The sequence below is a fragment of the Acinetobacter calcoaceticus ANC 3811 genome, assembly GCF_000399665.1.
Lineage (GTDB): Bacteria > Pseudomonadota > Gammaproteobacteria > Pseudomonadales > Moraxellaceae > Acinetobacter > Acinetobacter calcoaceticus_B.
The window spans coordinates 1,762,014-1,779,904 of record NZ_KB976986.1; the positions used below are offsets into that span (position 1 = coordinate 1,762,014).

Annotated in this window: 17 protein-coding genes and 1 pseudogene; 10 read left to right on the top strand and 8 right to left on the bottom strand. The window is 39.9% G+C overall.

Annotation, left to right across the window (positions count from 1 at the left end):
• Positions 1–294: 294 nt before the first annotated feature.
• On the bottom strand, positions 295–513 hold the full coding sequence (locus F935_RS09585; RefSeq protein ID WP_016138744.1) for a hypothetical protein: 219 nt from the start codon (positions 511–513) through the stop codon (positions 295–297).
• Positions 514–561: 48 nt separating this feature from the next.
• On the bottom strand, positions 562–1,155 hold the full coding sequence (locus F935_RS09590) for a LysE family translocator (protein WP_004793584.1): 594 nt from the start codon (positions 1,153–1,155) through the stop codon (positions 562–564).
• 442 nt (positions 1,156–1,597) lie between these two features.
• Here F935_RS09590 and F935_RS09595 point away from each other — a divergent pair, with 442 nt between their 5' ends.
• Positions 1,598–1,927 (top strand): hypothetical protein, encoded by a 330-nt coding sequence (locus F935_RS09595; protein ID WP_016138745.1) that lies wholly within the window; start codon positions 1,598–1,600, stop codon positions 1,925–1,927.
• Positions 1,928–2,404: 477 nt separating this feature from the next.
• A complete protein-coding gene (locus tag F935_RS09600; RefSeq protein ID WP_016138746.1) occupies positions 2,405–2,755 on the top strand; it encodes a four-helix bundle copper-binding protein in 351 nt (116 codons plus the stop codon).
• A gap of 665 nt (positions 2,756–3,420) precedes the next feature.
• On the opposite strand, the gene F935_RS09605 is transcribed toward F935_RS09600, so the two are convergent.
• The 3 genes from F935_RS09605 to F935_RS09615 form a co-directional block, all read right to left on the bottom strand.
• Complete coding sequence (locus F935_RS09605; RefSeq protein WP_016138747.1) at positions 3,421–3,828, bottom strand: GFA family protein; 408 nt, start codon at positions 3,826–3,828, stop codon at positions 3,421–3,423.
• Positions 3,829–3,857: 29 nt separating this feature from the next.
• On the bottom strand, positions 3,858–4,259 hold the full coding sequence (gene cueR / locus F935_RS09610; protein ID WP_016138748.1) for a Cu(I)-responsive transcriptional regulator: 402 nt from the start codon (positions 4,257–4,259) through the stop codon (positions 3,858–3,860).
• Positions 4,260–4,334: 75 nt separating this feature from the next.
• Positions 4,335–6,806, bottom strand: coding sequence for a heavy metal translocating P-type ATPase (locus F935_RS09615; protein WP_016138749.1), 2,472 nt, complete (start codon positions 6,804–6,806; stop codon positions 4,335–4,337).
• A gap of 166 nt (positions 6,807–6,972) precedes the next feature.
• On the opposite strand from F935_RS09615, the gene F935_RS09620 reads away from it, so the two are divergent.
• Positions 6,973–7,173, top strand: a complete 201-nt coding sequence (locus F935_RS09620) for a heavy-metal-associated domain-containing protein (protein WP_080645582.1) — start codon at positions 6,973–6,975, stop codon at positions 7,171–7,173.
• A 51-nt stretch (positions 7,174–7,224) separates the two neighbouring features.
• Here the strand turns inward: F935_RS09620 and F935_RS09625 are convergent, their stop codons facing one another.
• Both F935_RS09625 and F935_RS18435 read right to left on the bottom strand, forming a co-directional pair.
• A complete protein-coding gene (locus F935_RS09625) occupies positions 7,225–8,184 on the bottom strand; it encodes a LysR family transcriptional regulator (RefSeq protein WP_003652630.1) in 960 nt (319 codons plus the stop codon).
• Positions 8,185–8,228: 44 nt separating this feature from the next.
• Positions 8,229–8,358, bottom strand: a pseudogene (locus tag F935_RS18435) (hypothetical protein).
• 106 nt (positions 8,359–8,464) lie between these two features.
• Here F935_RS18435 and benA point away from each other — a divergent pair.
• The 7 genes from benA to F935_RS09660 all read left to right on the top strand — a co-directional run bounded on the left by benA (position 8,465) and on the right by F935_RS09660 (position 16,628).
• The gene (gene benA, locus F935_RS09630) at positions 8,465–9,847 is read left to right on the top strand and encodes a benzoate 1,2-dioxygenase large subunit (protein ID WP_016138751.1); all 1,383 of its coding nucleotides are present in this window, start codon (positions 8,465–8,467) and stop codon (positions 9,845–9,847) included.
• Complete coding sequence (benB, locus tag F935_RS09635; RefSeq protein WP_004702723.1) at positions 9,844–10,344, top strand: benzoate 1,2-dioxygenase small subunit; 501 nt, start codon at positions 9,844–9,846, stop codon at positions 10,342–10,344. Before benA ends, benB begins: the two co-directional genes overlap by 4 nt.
• 72 nt (positions 10,345–10,416) lie before the next feature.
• The gene (gene benC / locus F935_RS09640) at positions 10,417–11,433 is read left to right on the top strand and encodes a benzoate 1,2-dioxygenase electron transfer component BenC (protein WP_016138752.1); all 1,017 of its coding nucleotides are present in this window, start codon (positions 10,417–10,419) and stop codon (positions 11,431–11,433) included.
• Between the two features lie 21 nt (positions 11,434–11,454).
• Positions 11,455–12,240 (top strand): 1,6-dihydroxycyclohexa-2,4-diene-1-carboxylate dehydrogenase, encoded by a 786-nt coding sequence (locus F935_RS09645; protein WP_016138753.1) that lies wholly within the window; start codon positions 11,455–11,457, stop codon positions 12,238–12,240.
• A gap of 57 nt (positions 12,241–12,297) precedes the next feature.
• A complete protein-coding gene (gene benE, locus F935_RS09650; protein ID WP_016138754.1) occupies positions 12,298–13,491 on the top strand; it encodes a benzoate/H(+) symporter BenE in 1,194 nt (397 codons plus the stop codon).
• A gap of 477 nt (positions 13,492–13,968) precedes the next feature.
• Entirely contained in the window at positions 13,969–15,327 is a 1,359-nt protein-coding gene (locus tag F935_RS09655) for an aromatic acid/H+ symport family MFS transporter (protein ID WP_016138755.1), read from the top strand.
• Positions 15,328–15,371: 44 nt separating this feature from the next.
• Entirely contained in the window at positions 15,372–16,628 is a 1,257-nt protein-coding gene (locus F935_RS09660) for an OprD family outer membrane porin (RefSeq protein ID WP_016138756.1), read from the top strand.
• A gap of 101 nt (positions 16,629–16,729) precedes the next feature.
• On the opposite strand, the gene F935_RS09665 is transcribed toward F935_RS09660, so the two are convergent.
• Positions 16,730–17,836 carry a beta-ketoacyl-ACP synthase III gene (locus F935_RS09665; RefSeq protein ID WP_016138757.1) on the bottom strand — a complete coding sequence of 369 codons (1,107 nt, stop codon included), beginning with the start codon at positions 17,834–17,836 and terminating at the stop codon, positions 16,730–16,732.
• Positions 17,837–17,891 lie beyond the last annotated feature (55 nt).

The window sequence follows — 17,891 nt, forward strand, 5'->3', positions numbered from 1 at the left end:
GCAAGCTTTAGATGAAACATTTAAAGAATAAAATGCAAAGAAAAAGCCCATTCCTACTTCTCATTGAAGGAATGGGCTTAGTGAAAACCACTTAGTCCTGAAATGCAAAAATGTGGATTAGGTCACACTTTTGCAAAAAGCATAGTCCCACAACTTATTTGGATCTTCAATATTTTAATTGTGTCTATTACGTAGTTTGGCTCTATTTTCAGCAATTCTAACTAAAAGTTCGCCAATGAAAATCACACTCAATACATATTCTACTTTTAGTTATTTTCAAATATGTTTTAAAAGCTATTCCTCGCTGAATGCTCCAATCAATTGATAAATTTTGCCGTCTTTAGGGTTTTCATAGAGCAAATCCATGTTCGGTAAAATAATATCGTCATCAATTTCAATATGTTCAACGCTTTTATGAAGTTCAAGGGCGTGGTCATTCATAGGTCGAACTTTTGCCAAAGCAATCGTTTCTTGGTTAAACTGGTCCTTAATAATTACTTTTAATTTTTTCATAAAAATCTCCTGAAAATTAAATTTTTTAATATAAATAACGAGTTAAGTTTAAAATGAGCTAATCGCTGAATAGCCGATTGGCATAGCAAAAAAAGTTAAAATAAATGCAGCTGTACGTTGTAAATTACGTTGGTTTAACCAAGTTACTTTGTTTGAAATTAATACGGTTCCAAAAGCAATCCATAAAAAAGCAATGGGTGTAATTAATGATAAAAAAACAGCAATATGAATAAAATATACGTGAAACACTTCCCATGCTGCATGTGGAAAAATAGCAGAAGCAAAGAGTAAAGCTTTAGGATTTAAAAGTGTCGCGACAAATAAAGCCTTAGGCGTAATCAGTGGATTGTCTAATTTGATGTCGTTTGTCGATGTTGTCCAAAGTTTAAATGCAAGGTAAAGAATAAAAGTTGCACTTATTAACTTTAATACGGGTGGAAGCCACGGAATAAAATGTGAAACGGACTCAAGTAAAATACCCCATGAAGTAATTGCAATGAGATAACCCATCACTTCAGCAGGAATAAGTTTAAGAGACTGCTTCACTCCTGCCTGTATTCCAGCAGAGGCTAACAATGTATTTGTTGGGCCTGGAGTCAACAAAATGGTGACCACAAGTCCAATGAACATAAATGACACCATAGGCAACGAACTCTTTAATTATGCTAGGCGAAATATGTCAAAAAGGTACATCTATTGTCGACAAAATGGTTGTAACAAGAAATATTAAAAATTAATTAATTATTTTAAAACAAATAATTAACTAAAACTGACCTTAAATTCACTTACGATTTCATCAATTTTAAATATGCAAAATCGATCACACAAATACAGAATAGTGAGCTATTTTTTCTTGCCAACAAGGAATGAACTTGAAAATTTATTACTCAAAAAATAAGCTTTATTTTTAATATTTTTGAGCTTACATAACTCAGTAAATGACAGTTTTCCCCCTCACTTGAAATTTTAAAATTGAACAATATATAAACAACTAGAAATCGTGATTTTACTGAATATGATGTCCCACTCCCCATCAATTCATTGATTGTCGCTTTCATCAAATAAATCAAATGATGGAGGATGCATGATGAATGCTTATGTTCGCCCTCATCCCGATGGTTTTAAATCTTATTTAGGTAAAAATCAGAAAACCGGACTCTATGCTGTGCGGCTTGGTTGGACGGTTTATGAAACGAATGGCAATGGCTCTGTTCTATACATTGTCAAAAATGAAGAGAAAATTCCATTGGATGTAGATAAGTTTAAAACTGATCGTCCCAAAATTTATGCTGCTCTTCTTAACGAAGTTCAGTTTCAACGCAAAAAACAACTGGCGATCGATCTCCAGCAATCAAATATCCCTTCTTATGACCGTAAAGCCTACAAAAAACGTCGTGGCTTTATGCACTCTTAAACGTATCTATTTATAGTAGACATATAGAAAAAGCACCCTCGGGTGCTTTTTCTTTTAACGACCAGTTGTAATTAATACGAACATACTCAGTATTAATGTGCTTAATGATCGTTTGCAATGGATGTGGACTTCATGCTCAGCTCCGTGAGCGTATTGATTAACGTTTTCCATTTCGTGTCCTTCAAAGTTCACATTCCTAATTTGCCTAATATTCACACAATAAGAAATTAGCCAAAAGTATTATATGCAATTAAATTTAACACAATCCTTAAATTTTATTGCCCCCTTCTATTCTCAAGAAATAAGCGCTTTTAAGCTAAAAACTGAATGTAACATTCTACTACGAGGTTAATTATGTATTGGGTATTTGTACCCCTTTCATCTCAAATACCCATTGTTTAAAAAATGATCTATAAAATGGAAAAACATAACAATATTCCATTTTTTAATAAAGACTTTTGGAATAGGAGAATTCATATGCAAACCAATCAAGAAGCAAATAATTCATTATTTTGCCAAGCCTCTAGCTCAATTCAAGCCTGTGTAGAATGTATGATTGCTTGTAAGACCTGTGCAGCCGCCTGTTTGCAAGAAGAACATATGATGCGTGAATGTATTAAGCACTGTCTGACTTGTGTAGAAACCTGTCAGTTATGTACTTCTTTAGAGTTAAGGCATTCTGAGTTAGCTGAACAAGCGATGCCATTATGTGCCCATGCATGTCAACTTTGTGCAGCAGAATGCGGCAAACACGAGCATGAACACTGCCAAATTTGTGCTAAAGCTTGTTTAGCTTGTGCTCAAGCATGTCAAGCCTATCGTGCATAGTCGCGTAACGCATAAGGAAGTTTGTATAGCTGATTTATAGTCAGGCTATATATGGTAAGAAAATTTCTAAAAAACTTAATGACTTAAGATATTAAAAACTAATAATTTATCTTTTTTATTTAAGTGAGGTTAATAATAACTTTTCTTTAGGCATAAAAAAAACCCGCATCTTGGGGAAGAATGCAGGCTCTTAGATCTCCCACAACGACCATGAGTCCATTATTAAACTTGAACTTTAAACCGTTAAGTAAATGTACCTATAAATAAATTAAATTGCAATACAGAATAGTCTGTATGTTTAAAATATTTTATTATTTCTTCAGAGTTTTATTTGCTGAAGAAGAAACAGACAAAAGTAGATTCATAAAAACTTTATTTATGGTCTGGTCATCCAATAGATAGCTTTTTACAGGCATTAAAAAAGCCCGTTTCACGGGCTTTTCTGCAACGGTGAGCAATCTAAGATTTGTGTCTATCCATCTCTTACATGCTCTTTGCTAGCTATATGTAAGGTCTTATCGTATCTTTTGTCCTGTCCCAAGTTTCCCTGTGGATCGAGGAGATATTACGATTACCTTAAATACAGTTATAGCACATTATTTATTCATGGCTAGTCTTGTTCACGTTTTTTTACAAATGAATAAAATACGATCCAACCTTAATATTTAAGGGCTTTCTACCCCATTTTGATATTGGCGAGCACTATCGCAAATTGGATACCACTCCACTTTTGAAGACACAAAAGCATGAGAAATGACAGATGTCGATATTTCTTCATTAATGAGCCCCACCCTTAAACGCACTACATCGGGTTTATCTAAACGTTCACTCCAGACAGGAGAGCCACAAGTTTTACAGAACACTCTCTTTTTATTAGGAGACGTAAAATAAGCCTGTAACAGGTTTTCTCCCTGCACAATATTCAAATCACGTTTCTGTACTTGCGTAATGGCAGCAAAAGCAGCGCCTTGTGCTTTTTGGCATTGCGTACAATGACAGACCATGATGGGTTCTAATTCGGCATTAATTTGAAGTTGAATACCATTACAAAGACAAGAAGCTGTATAAGCCATGATTTTTTCCTTTTTTATTTTAATGAAACTTAGCTTACACCCACACCTTTTTCAATGTGATCTAAAATGGCACAAGAAGCCTGTTGGTTACCACAGCAATCATCGGCTGATGCCTGCAAAATATTAACCATTTCTTGTAAATGCGCAATTTTCTGTTTTAATTCGGCAATATGTTTTACGGTTAAAGCTTTCACCTCTGCACTATGCCGATCGGTATTTTTCCAAAGCGAAATCAGCTCTTTCATTTGTTCGGATGAAAAACCTAACTCTCTGGCATGTTTTAAGAAGTTTAAAGTCTTTAGGTCAATTTCTGAGTAAATACGATAGCCCGAAGCAGAGCGCTGAGCGGCTTCAAGTAAACCGATTTCTTCATAGTAACGAATCATTTTTGCTGAAATACCAGACTGTTTAGATGCCTGACCGATATTCATCTCACACCTCAAATATTAAATTTGGTTTAAGACCTTCTGTCATGATCTTAAACCAAAAGATGAGTTTCAGCACGCTCACTGTACTGGCGCATGAAAACGTTTTAAGCGTAATGCATTTCCTAAAACAAAAACTGAAGAAAGTGCCATCGCTCCTGCTGCAAACATAGGTGAAAGTAGCACGCCAAATGCTGGATATAACGCGCCTGCCGCAATTGGGATAAGTGCAACGTTATATACAAATGCCCAGAACAAGTTTTGGCGAATGTTTCGCATGGTCGCTTTACTTAATGCAATTGCATTCGGTACACCTTTTAAACTACCCGACATCAACACAACATCGGCAGCTTCGATGGCAACATCTGTTCCTGTACCAATGGCTAAGCCGACATCTGCTTGCGCCAAGGCTGGTGCATCGTTAATGCCATCACCTACAAAAGCCAAACGCCCATATTGTTTTTGCAGTTGGCGAACGGTGTCCACTTTGCCTTCAGGTAAGACCTCTGCTACAACCTCATCAATATTGAGTTTTTTCGCAATCGCTTGCGCTGTATGGCGGTTGTCCCCTGTAATCATGGCAACTTTTAGACCTAACTGATGTAAGGCCTCAATCGCAGCATAGGTTGTTTCTTTAATTGGATCCGCCACGGCAATAATTGCAGCAAGTTTCTGATCAATAGCGACATATAACGGTGTTTTACCTTCTTCACCCAGTTGAGCAGCAATTGCTTGAAATGAGTCAGTGTCTAAACCAAGTTGGTGCATATAACGGTCTGCGCCAATTTGTACTTTTTGACCTGACACTTCAGCTTCAATACCTGAACCTGTAATCGAGTTAAATGCTGTTACTGGTAATAAAGTTATTCCCTCGCCCTCAGCAGCCTGAACAATAGCGAGTGCAATTGGGTGTTCAGATTTGGCTTCAACCGAGGCAACCAAAGTAAGTACTTGTTCACGCTCAAACCCCTGTTGAACATTAAAATCTGTCAGTGTCGGTTTACCTTCAGTGAGCGTTCCAGTTTTATCAACAGCAACCACCTGTGCTTCTTGTAAAAGCTGCAAAGCTTCGCCTTTACGGAACAAGACACCGAGCTCAGCACCACGTCCAGTACCGACCATAATAGAAGTTGGTGTTGCAAGTCCCATCGCACAAGGGCAAGCAATAATTAGTACTGCAACGGCGTTGACCAAACCAAAAGTGAGCGCAGGCTCTGGCCCAAAGATAAACCAGACCAAGAAAGTAATTGCAGCAATGAGCATTACCGCTGGCACAAACCACATGGTGACTTTATCGACCAAACCCTGAATCGGAAGTTTAGAACCTTGGGCTTGCTCAACCATGCGAATAATTTGTGAAAGTACAGACGAAGCTCCCACTGCGGTCGCCCGAATGTTGAGAGTACCGTTCTGGTTGACCGTACCACCAACCACTTGCTGCCCTACTATTTTTTCAACTGGAACAGGCTCACCCGTAATCATAGATTCATCAATGTAGCTGTGTCCTTCGACTACTTCACCATCGACTGGCACACGCTCACCCGGACGAATTTCTACAATAGTTCCACTGACCACTTCAGCAACTGCAACTTCCACTACTTGACCATCACGCTGAATGCGAGCTGTTTTAGGCTGCATTCCTACCAAATGCTGAATAGCTTGCGAAGTACGTCCTTTGGCTTTTGCTTCAAAATATCGTCCGAGCAAAATTAAACTGACAATCACAGCAGCCGCTTCAAAGTAAACATTGACCGTGCCTTGTGGTAACACATGCGGCATGAAGGTTGCTACGACAGAGAAACTGTAGGCGGCCAAGGTTCCAACAGCCACCAGCGAGTTCATATCTGGTGCTAAACGCCATAAGGCTGGAATACCTTTTTGGTAAAAACGGCGACCGGGAAAAACCAAGACCAGTGTGGTCAAAACAAACTGTAAAAGCCAGCTATTGTATTGACCAATGGTGTGCATGACCCACATGTGAAAAGCTGGAATTAGATGAGAACCCATTTCCAAAATAAACACTGGTAAGGCCAAAACAATCGAAATGATCAAATCTTTTTTAAGCTGATCTAACTCTGAAGCTTTTTTATCGAGCTGCTCATCTTGATTTTTTTCAGAGGCTTTTGCGTCGTAACCTGCTTTTTTAACAGCGCGAATCAGATCTTCAACATTGACTGAATTATCTGCCTGAACCCAAGCCTGCTCTGTGGCTAAGTTAACTGTCGCATCTTGAACGCCGTCTACTTTTTTAAGGGCTTTTTCAACACGCGCAACACAAGATGCACAGGTCATGCCGTCGATAGACAGCTCCACTGGCGCCTCTTTGGGAACATCATAACCCGCTCGTTCAACTGCTTTTACAAGCGCTTCACGCTGAATTGGTTGGTTTGAATAAACAACAGCTTTTTCTGTGGCCAAATTAACGTTGGCAATTTCTATATTTTCAACTTTCTTAAGCGCCTTTTCGACACGTCCAACACAAGAGGCACAGGTCATGCCTTCGATTGGAAGTGTTTCACTATATGTTGGCAATTTTGTGTTTTTTGAGTCCATCAAACGCCTCTGCAAATCTGCAAAATTTTATCAATTACATTGAGCATACAGATTCCCATCATGGGAAGGTCAAGCATATTTTTTAAAAAAATTGGTCTTGACCTTACAATCATGACAAGGTTTAGACTTAGGGTTATCTAAACAAATATCTCGTTCTTGATGGAGTATGAATATGAAACTACTTATTGAAAATATGACTTGTGGTGGCTGTGCTCGTGGTGTGACAGCAACCATTCAAGACGTCGACCCAAATGCAAAAGTAGATGTAGATTTAGCGACAAAAATCGTAATTGTAGAAACCAGTGAAAGCCTCGATAAAATTACCGAAGCGCTGGACGAAGATGGTTTCCCAGCTCAAGTGCAATAAGAATTTGCATAACGCATAGCTTCAGACTTTGAGGCTATGCATTCATCTTATTTAAAAATCGATACCATTTGAATCATCTATTGGGTTCTGATCGAGTGTAAAAACAGTCCGTTGATAAGGTATCCCTTCTAAATCGTAGACCTGATAAATACAATCAAATAAGAGTTGTAAGTCCTCACTTCTGTCCATTGCGCGTGCGGTAATAAAAATCGGACTGACTGCGCCATTGTCGAGAATTGGTATGTAATTTAAGTGAGGAAAACGAATGGTATCGGCACTGGCAGGAATAATACATAAACCTTCTCCCGCTGCGACCAAGCCCAAAGCCAACTGAATTTCCCGTATCTCATGCATATTTTTTGGAACTAAACTATGCTCGGCAAAAATATTCAAAAGCTGGGTCGAAAAATTGGGTTTCGGCGAAGTGGGATACATAAACATCTTTTCATCAATAAGATCGGCCAGATATACCCCTTCGGTACGCTGTGCAATGGGATGGCTGGTATGTGCAGCAACCACCAGTCGTTCTTTACGCAGCAGAATACGTCTCACGGCAGGATCACTAATTCTTAAACGTCCAAATCCAACATCAATACGTCCTTCTTTTAATGCCTGTAGTTGCTCGGTCGTACTTAACTCCATCAGTTGAATATTCAAATGCGGTTGCTGTTGCCGAAATAAATAAATAATTCGAGGCAGTAAACCATAGAGCAAAGACCCAACAAAGCCAATCGTCACGCTACGTTCAATCAGACCAATCCGCTTGGTCATACTTTTTATTTCTTCAGCATTCGACAAAAGTTTAAGGGCGTGTTGATAAAAGAAATGTCCTGCTGGGGTTGTCTGTAAAGGACGGCTTCCGCGCTCAAACAGTTGAATTCCAAGCTCACTTTCCAAATTTTGAATCTGTCGACTCAAAGGTGGTTGAGCAATAAATAGTTTTTCCGCCGCTTTTGTAAAGCTCTGCTCTTCAACAACAGCCACAAAATACCGTAAATGTCTTAGTTCCATAAGGCTTCCATACCTTTAAGATATAAAAAAATGCAAATTCAGTCTTAGACACAGTTTAACCATTCTTTTAAGGTATATACAAGCAACAAACCGATGAAGTGATGAATTGCTTTGTGAAAAAGCCTTCTTGCCAATCTTCCAGTGATTCATCTTCATCAATTCACGGTTAAACACCCAGCGCGCTCATGCGCTTCATTGACAATATTAGGATATCAAGACCTTTTAGATCGTAGCTAAGGCCTTGGTGACTTCCACACTTTTGGAAAGTCGGAGAACGGACATGCCACGTATTCCTGTAATCAATACTAGCCATCTTGACCGTATTGATGAATTGCTTGTCGATAACATCGATACAGGTGAATTTAAACTTCACCGCTCAGTTTTTACTGACGAAGCCCTATTTGACCTTGAAATGAAATACATCTTCGAAGGCAATTGGGTTTACTTAGCACACGAAAGCCAAATTCCAAATAATAATGACTACTACACCACTCACATTGGTCGTCAGCCAGTCATTATTGCCCGCAACCGTAACGGCGAATTCAATGCCATGATCAATGCGTGTTCACACCGCGGAGCACAACTTTGCCGTCACAAGCGTGGTAACAAAGCAACATATACCTGCCCTTTCCACGGCTGGACGTTTAACAACTCAGGCAAACTTCTAAAAGTTAAAGACCCAAGCGAAGCTGGTTACTCTGACTGTTTTAATCAAGACGGCTCGCACGACCTTAAAAAAGTGGCTCGCTTTGAGAACTACAAAGGCTTCTTGTTTGGCAGCTTAAATCCCGACGTTCCTTCACTTGAAGAATTCTTGGGTGAAACCACGAAAATCATCGACATGATTGTTGACCAGTCTGAACATGGTTTAGAAGTTTTACGTGGTTCATCAACCTACACTTACGAAGGTAACTGGAAACTCACTGCTGAAAATGGTGCCGATGGTTACCACGTTTCTGCTGTTCACTGGAACTATGCGGCAACAACTCAACACCGTAAAGAAACTCAAGCTGCCGATAACATCCGTGCGATGAGTGCAGGTTCTTGGGGTAAACAAGGCGGTGGCTCATATGGCTTTGAAAATGGCCACATGTTGCTTTGGACACAGTGGGCAAACCCGGAAGACCGTCCAAACTTCCCGAAAGCAGACGAATACACCGAAAAATACGGTGAAGCGATGTCGAAATGGATGATTGAGCGTTCACGTAACTTGTGTCTCTATCCAAACGTTTATTTGATGGATCAGTTCGGTTCGCAAATTCGTGTACTTCGCCCACTTTCTGTCAATAGAACCGAAGTCACCATTTACTGTATCGCACCTAAAGGCGAAGCACCTGAAGCTCGTGCACGTCGTATTCGTCAATATGAAGATTTCTTTAATGCCTCAGGTATGGCAACACCAGACGATTTAGAAGAATTCCGTGCTTGTCAGGCAGGCTACGCAGGTATTGCACTTGAGTGGAATGACATGTGCCGTGGTTCAAAACACTGGATTTATGGACCAGACGATGCAGCAAATGAAATTGGTTTAAAACCAATGTTAAGTGGGATTAAAACTGAAGATGAGGGACTTTATCTTGCCCAACATCAATATTGGTTACACACCATGAAACATGCGATTGCATCAGAGAAAGAAATTGCTGATCAGGGAGAAACAGCATGAGTGCTCAAGACAAAGCAACTTTAGAAAATATTGCTCAGTTTCTCTATCGTGAAGCTCGTTTTTTAGATGATGAACAATGGGAAGATTGGATTGAATGCTATGCACCCGAAGCTTCTTTCTGGATGCCCGCTTGGGACGACGACGATAGATTAACTGAAGATCCGCAATCTGAAATTTCACTTATTTATTATCCAGACCGTCAAGGTTTAGAAGATCGCGTGTTCCGTATCAAAACTGAGCGCTCATCTGCAACCATGCCGGACACACGCACAAGCCACAATATTGCCAACGTTGAAGTCGTAGAGCGCGACGGAGACAAAGTTACTGTTCGCTTTAACTGGAATACCTTAAGTTTCCGTTACAAGACAAATTACAGCTATTTCGGTATGTCACGTTATGTGATCGATTTTTCAGGTGATCAACCAAAAATCTTGAGCAAGTATGTCGTTTTGAAAAATGACTACATCAATCAAGTGATTGATATCTACCACCTTTAAGACATACCCCCCTCAGTTAAACGGACTGTTGGCTGAGGGTAAAAGTTTCAAATATTTTGTAGGATACATGCCATGTCAAACCACAATGTTGCACTTCAATTTGAAGATGGTGTTACACGTTTCATTAACGTAGCTCAAGGCGAAACCCTATCTGACGCAGCCTATCGCCAAAAAATTAATATTCCTTTGGATTGCCGTGATGGTGCATGTGGAACTTGCCGCGCATTTTGCGAGTCCGGCAGTTATGACATGCCAGAAGAAACCTATATTGAAGATGCATTAACCCCTGAAGAAGCTGAACAAGGCTATATTCTTGCTTGCCAATGTCGCCCAACTTCAGACGCTGTATTTCAAATTCAAGCATCATCAGATGTTTGCAAAACAGCAATTCATAGCTTCCAAGGCACATTAGCCCGCGTTGAAAATTTATCAGACTCAACCATCACATTTGATATTCAACTTGATGAAGGTCAACCAGATATTCATTTTCTTGCAGGTCAATACGTCAACGTTGCTATTCCTGAAACTGGTGAAACACGTTCATATTCATTTAGCTCAAAACCGGGTAATCGCTTAACGGGCTTTGTGGTCCGTAACGTACCAAACGGAAAAATGAGTGAATTCTTAAGCAAAAATGCCCAAGCTGGCGACAAAATGACTTTTACTGGTCCATTCGGTAGCTTCTATTTACGTAATGTAGCGCGTCCAGTGCTGATGCTCGCAGGCGGTACTGGTATTGCTCCATTTATGTCGATGCTACAAGTACTCGAAGAGAAAGGTTCAGAACAGCCAGTTCGTTTAGTCTTTGGTGTCACCAATGACTTTGATTTAGTTGCTCTAGAAAAACTCAATGAGTTGCAAGCAAAATTCCCATGGTTTGAATATCGAACTGTGGTGGCAAGCCCTGAGAGCAATCATGAACGCAAAGGCTATGTCACTGGTCATATTGAAAATGAATGGCTAAACGGTGGCGACGTCGATGTTTATCTATGTGGCCCAGTACCAATGGTAGAAGCTGTACGTGGCTGGTTAGAAACTGAAAATATCAAACCTGCTAGTTTCTTGTTTGAAAAATTCTCTGCAAACTAACTCAAGGTGGAGAAGTTATCTATGTCAAACCGTCAAAGATTTACCGATAAAGTCGTGATTGTCACAGGTAGTGCCCAAGGTATTGGTCGTGGTGTGGCACTGCAAGTTGCAGCTGAGGGTGGACAAGTCGTCATGGCTGACCGCTCTGAATATGTTGAAGAAGTTCTCAAAGAAATTCAGAGTGCAAATGGCAATGCCGTCACGATTAATGCTGACCTTGAAACCTATGCAGGTGCGCAAGCGGTGGTTGCAAAAGCCATTGAACACTATGGTCGGGTAGATATCCTGATTAATAACGTAGGCGGCGCGATCTGGATGAAACCTTTTGAAGAGTTTTCCGAAGAAGAGATCATTAAGGAAGTCAATCGCTCATTGTTTCCAACGTTATGGTGTTGCCGCGCTGTGCTCCCCGCCATGATTAAGCAACAATCGGGGGTTATTGTAAATGTATCTTCAATTGCAACCCGTGGTATTAACCGTATTCCTTACTCTGCATCTAAGGGCGGTGTAAATGCTCTAACAGCATCGCTTGCTTTTGAACATGCGAAAGATGGGATTCGAGTCAATGCCGTTGCGACAGGTGGAACCGAAGCACCGCCTCGCAAAGTACCACGCAATGCCAATCCGTTAAGTCAAAATGAAAAAGACTGGATGCAGCAAGTGGTTGATCAAACCATAGATCGAACATTTATGGGTCGTTATGGCACAATTCAAGAACAAGTAAATGCAATTTTATTTCTTGCATCAGACGATGCATCTTATATGACCGGATCGGTTATTTCGGTCGGAGGTGGAGATCAGGGTTAACCCTGATCTTTTTGCATGATTGGGTAAATAACATGATTTGCATGGAGGCAATCACACATGGCAACCCTGTTAAAGACATTAAAAAATGACTGGTCTATATCAGCAACAGTTGCTGGCTTTCTTGCGGTTTTAATTTCTTACTCAGGCCCACTGATTATTTTTTTCCAAGCTGCTCAGCGTGCCCATGTGTCCACCGATATGATGGTGTCATGGATTTGGGGGATTTCAATTGGTGCCGCCGTTTCAGGTATTTATCTTTCAATTAAATATAAAACGCCTGTTATAACCGCATGGTCAGCACCGGGCACTGCCCTATTAGTTACCCTATTTCCAAACGTCTCGTTGAATGAAGCGGTAGCCGCCTATATTACTTCTGCTATCGTTATTTTTTTAATTGGCGTTACAGGTTACTTCGACAAGTTACTGAAGTGGATTCCGCAAGACGTTGCTGCTGGCATGATGGCCGGTATTCTTTTTCAATTTGGTATTGGTCTATTTACTGCGTCGGATAGCATGCCTTTTATTGTTTTTAGCATGCTTATTGTCTTTTTAATTGCTAAACGTTTAATGCCTCGCTACACCATGATTTGGGTGTTAGCTGCTGGAGTTTTATTAAGCCTCATTTTAGGCAAAATGAACCCGGTTGATGTGAGTTTTAGTTTAGCGATCCCGCAGTGGATTAGCCCAGAATGGACATGGAACTCAACACTCAACCTCGCTGTTCCTCTTATTTTAGTCAGCCTAACCGGCCAATTTTTACCGGGTATGGCGATTATGAAACTCAGCGGTTACGACACACCAGCCAAACCCATTATTACTGTCACCAGTATTGCCTCTTTAGCTGTTGCCTGTGTCGGCGGTATTACAATTGTACTTGCCTCAATTACCGCAGCTTTATGTATGGGCAAAGATGCACATGAACTGAAAGAAAAACGCTATATCGCAGGAATTGCCAACGGGATTTTTTATATTTTAGGAGGCTTATTTGCTGGCAGCATTGTCATGCTATTTAGCTTACTTCCTAAAGAGTTGGTTGCAGCACTGGCAGGTTTAGCCTTGCTTGGAGCAATTGCCACCAATATTTCTGTTGCCATGAAAAATGACAGTCAACGTGATGCTGCACTTATTACCTTTTTAGCGACAGCATCAGGCATGCATTTCCTTGGATTAAGCTCAGTTTTTTGGGGTATTTGTATTGGTGTAATCGCCCATTTCATTCTCACACCACGCTCAACGCCAGCCACAAATTAAGTTTTTTCTCTAAACAGCCAAACTAAAATAAAGCCTCAATCGCCAAATCAGAATGCAAATAATTTGCTACCCCTGATTTGGCGATTTTTATTTAATATAAATTAAATTTCATTTTTAAGATAAAACTCTAAAATAATTAAATAATAGACTTTAGTATTTTGTTTTTATATTTTCACTTCAACTCATAATATAAATTGAGCTATATTTTTAGCTGTGATTCTCATCAATAAAATCTACAAAAAAATAGCTACAAAAACCTTAAAATTCTCACTATACAATATTTAACTCCATTTTAAAGACACAACACAGCCAGCTCAAACAATAAAAATAAATACATATTTTTCAAACAATTAAATCAATAAAAACACAATACCTTAAAGACATAAAGATATATCAATTAGGTTTTTGACTCTAATCCAATAACAAAATAGTTTATTAAAAAATAACGCGATACTTCACAAATTGGAGGTGAAGAAAATGGATACGAGCAAGGTTAATATTAATGAGCTAATTGATAAAGCACGTTTCACATCTTTCCATTGGAAAGTTTTAATCTGGTGTTTACTTATTATTATCTTTGATGGATATGATTTAGTTATTTATGGGGTTGCTCTTCCTCTGTTAATGCAGCAATGGTCATTAACTGCGGTAGAAGCTGGTTTACTCGCCAGTGCTGCTCTATTCGGGATGATGTTTGGTGCCATGATTTTCGGCACGCTTTCAGACAAATTAGGCCGTAAAAAAACCATTCTGATTTGTGTCACTTTATTTAGCGGATTTACCTTTATAGGTGCCTTTGCCAAAGGACCAACCGAGTTTGCAATTCTGCGCTTTATGGCAGGCCTTGGTATTGGTGGGGTCATGCCAAACGTTGTGGCACTTATGACCGAATATGCACCCAAAAAAATCCGCAGTACATTGGTCGCAATCATGTTTAGTGGCTATGCAATTGGCGGCATGACATCTGCTCTACTCGGTGCATGGCTCGTGAAAGACATGGGCTGGCAAATCATGTTTTTAATTGCGGGTGTTCCCCTATTATTACTCCCGCTGATCTGGAAATTTTTGCCTGAATCTCTCACCTTTTTAGTGAAATCGAACCATAGCGAACAGGCAAAAAGTATTGTCAGCAAAATTGCACCTCAAACTCAGTTAAACGCCAATACACAACTGGTGTTAAACGAAAGCACCACAACAGATGCACCTGTCCGTGCACTTTTCCAACAAGGGCGTACCTTCAGCACATTTATGTTCTGGATTGCTTTCTTTATGTGTTTACTCATGGTGTATGCCTTAGGAAGCTGGTTACCTAAACTCATGCTGCAAGCGGGCTATTCGTTAGGTGCGAGCATGTTGTTCCTGTTTGCACTCAATATTGGCGGCATGGTCGGTGCAATTGGTGGCGGTGCTTTAGCAGACAGATTCCATTTAAAACCTGTTATTACGATCATGTTTATTGTGGGGTCAGCAGCTTTAATTTTACTTGGCATTAATAGTCCACAATTTATTTTATATAGCCTGATTGCGATTGCTGGCGCTGCCACAATTGGTTCGCAAATCTTACTCTACACCTTCGTTGCACAGTTCTATCCGACAGCACTTCGCTCAACTGGCATGGGCTGGGCATCTGGAATTGGTCGTATCGGCGCGATTATTGGACCAGTTTTAACTGGAGCCCTACTCACACTTGAGCTTCCTCACCAAATGAATTTCTTAGCGATTGCAATTCCGGGTGTGATTGCTGCACTTGCAATATTTATGGTCAATCTAAAAGCCTCTGTTGCTGCACAGACTCCATCAACTTTTAACCCTCAAAACACGCTTACCCAGCAGTAAACATACATGCGCCGAGGACTGGCGCATCTTTTTGGAAATGGATTATGAAACTATTACATCGCTTTCAGCCACATGCTTTAACCTTCGCAACCTTAGTATTGATGTGTGGCAATTCATTCGCTGCAAATCCAAATCAGCAGTCTGAAGATGAATGGAAATTCACTTTAAAAAACGCCTATATCAACCGTAATTTTGATAATGATGCACTCAAAGACACCGGGAGCTGGTCTCAGGCTGCATCTTTATTTTATAAATCGAAAATGCATGACACCCCGTTAGTGATAGCAGACAAGCCTATTACGATCGGGGCCGATGCTTCTGTTCAATACGCCGTTCGCTTAAGTTCAGACAAACATGTTGCGGACACAGTTTTGCCTTTTAATAAAGAAACTCAGTCACAAGCATCCGACTTTTTAAAATACGGCGCGACCTTAAAACTGGGTTATGACAAAACACTTTTAAGTGTCGGTGAACTCTGGTTAGACCTGCCTGTAACAGCTGTCGATGCCAGCCGACAATTGCTTGCTTCTTATTGGGGAACCAATCTTAAGTCGCAACTTTCAGATCAGCTTTATGCTGAAATTGGACGAGTGGAAAAAGTCTCTCCACGCAATGAAGAAGACTTTAAAAAGTTTTCATTCACGGCAAAGGGAATTACCAAAGAATCTGATGGTTTGAATTATATTGACCTGCGCTATCAATTTACGCCGTCTTTAAAGGGCGAATATTACTTTGGTAATTTAGAAGATCTCTACAACAAACACTATGTAGGGCTTGAGCATAATTGGAAACAACCTAATTTTGCTCTTACCTCTAAGTTTAAATATTTCAATGCAAAAGATGATGGCAATACTTTTGATATTGATGCGCAAAACATTGGGGTGCTAGAGACTCTTAAAGTAAAAAATCATACCTTTGGTTTAGGTTACCAGCAAATTATGGGTGAATCGGCTTATCCATTACCAGATGGCTTTTTGCCAGAGACCTATTTTATTAACTGGAATACCACTGGATTCTTTAAAGAAGACGAAAAGTCTTACCATGTGATGTATGGCTACGACTTTAAAGACTATGTACCGGGCCTAAATGCGATGGTGAAATATGTTTACGGCCATGACTTTAAAGCAGCCAATGGTGAGAAAAACCATGAAACCGAGTCGAATGTGATTTTAAACTATGCGTTTCAACAGCCATTCTTAAAAGGCGTTGCCCTGCAATATATTCGTATTGATTACAACGTTAAACATGGTAATGACTTTGGTGAAGACCGTTTGTTTGTAAACTACACCAAAAAGTTTTAATAACTTTTGATTTAATCTAAGCGGGCCAATTTTGGCCCGTTTTTTATATTATTTCGCTCATAAAAAACGCTCTTACGAGCGTTTTTAATTAACCTTGCAACTTAAGCAACATGCTTTTGTACAACAATCGAACCTACTGAATAACCAGCGCCGAAAGATGAAATCACGCCATATTCGCCATTATCTACTTCATGGCCTGTACGGTGTAAAGCAATGATTACACCTGCTGAAGAGGTATTTGCAAACTCATCTAAAATAATTGGTGCACGGCTTAAATCAGCTTCTTTACCAGCCACATATTTCAAGATTAGCTCATTCATATTGGCATTGGCTTGGTGTAACCAGAAGCGCTTAATATCGTTTGCAGTTAACTGCATTTTTTCCAACTGCGCATTAATGATTTTTGCCACTAACGGACAAACATCTTTAAATACTTTACGACCATCTTGACGGAATAACTTGTCATCAACCACTGCATCTTCGCTACGGTTTAAGAAACCAAAGTTATTACGAATGTTGTTTGAAAATTGAGTAAATAAATGAATATCTAAAATTTCAAAACCTGTTTTAGTCGTTGTTTCTTCAATAATAGAAGCCGTCGCAACATCACCAAAAATGAAGTGGCAATCACGGTTACGATAGTCTAGGTGACCAGAGGTAATCTCAACATTCACCAATAAAACACGGCGAGCACCTGAACGAATTGCATCTGCCGCTTGTTTCAGACCAAAAGTGGCAGCTGAACATGCAACGTTCATGTCATAGGCATAACCTTGAATACCAAGTGCCGACTGGATTTCAATCGCAACTGCTGGATAAGCACGCTGCATGTTTGAACATGCCAAAATCACAACATCGATATCTTCAGCAGTGACGCCTGCATTTTCCATTGCTTGTTTCGCAGCAATAACGCCCCACTCTGCTTGAAGTGAAAGTTCATCATTTGAACGTTCAGACAAACGAGGACGCAAACGATTTGGATCAAGAATACCTGATTTCTCAATCACGTAACGACTTTTAATACCAGAAGCTTTTTCAATAAATTCAGCGCTTGAACCACGTAATTCTTCGAGCTCACCCGCTGCAATTTTCTCTGCATTCTCTTGGTTATATTGTTCCACATAAGCATTTAAACTGACGGCCAGTTCTTCATTAGAAATGGTTTCTGTTGGGTGAAATAGCCCAGTACCTGTAATACGAATGCCCATGTAAAACTCCTAAAAAAATGAATAGGGTCTGTTAATCTTTCATTTATAAATTGCG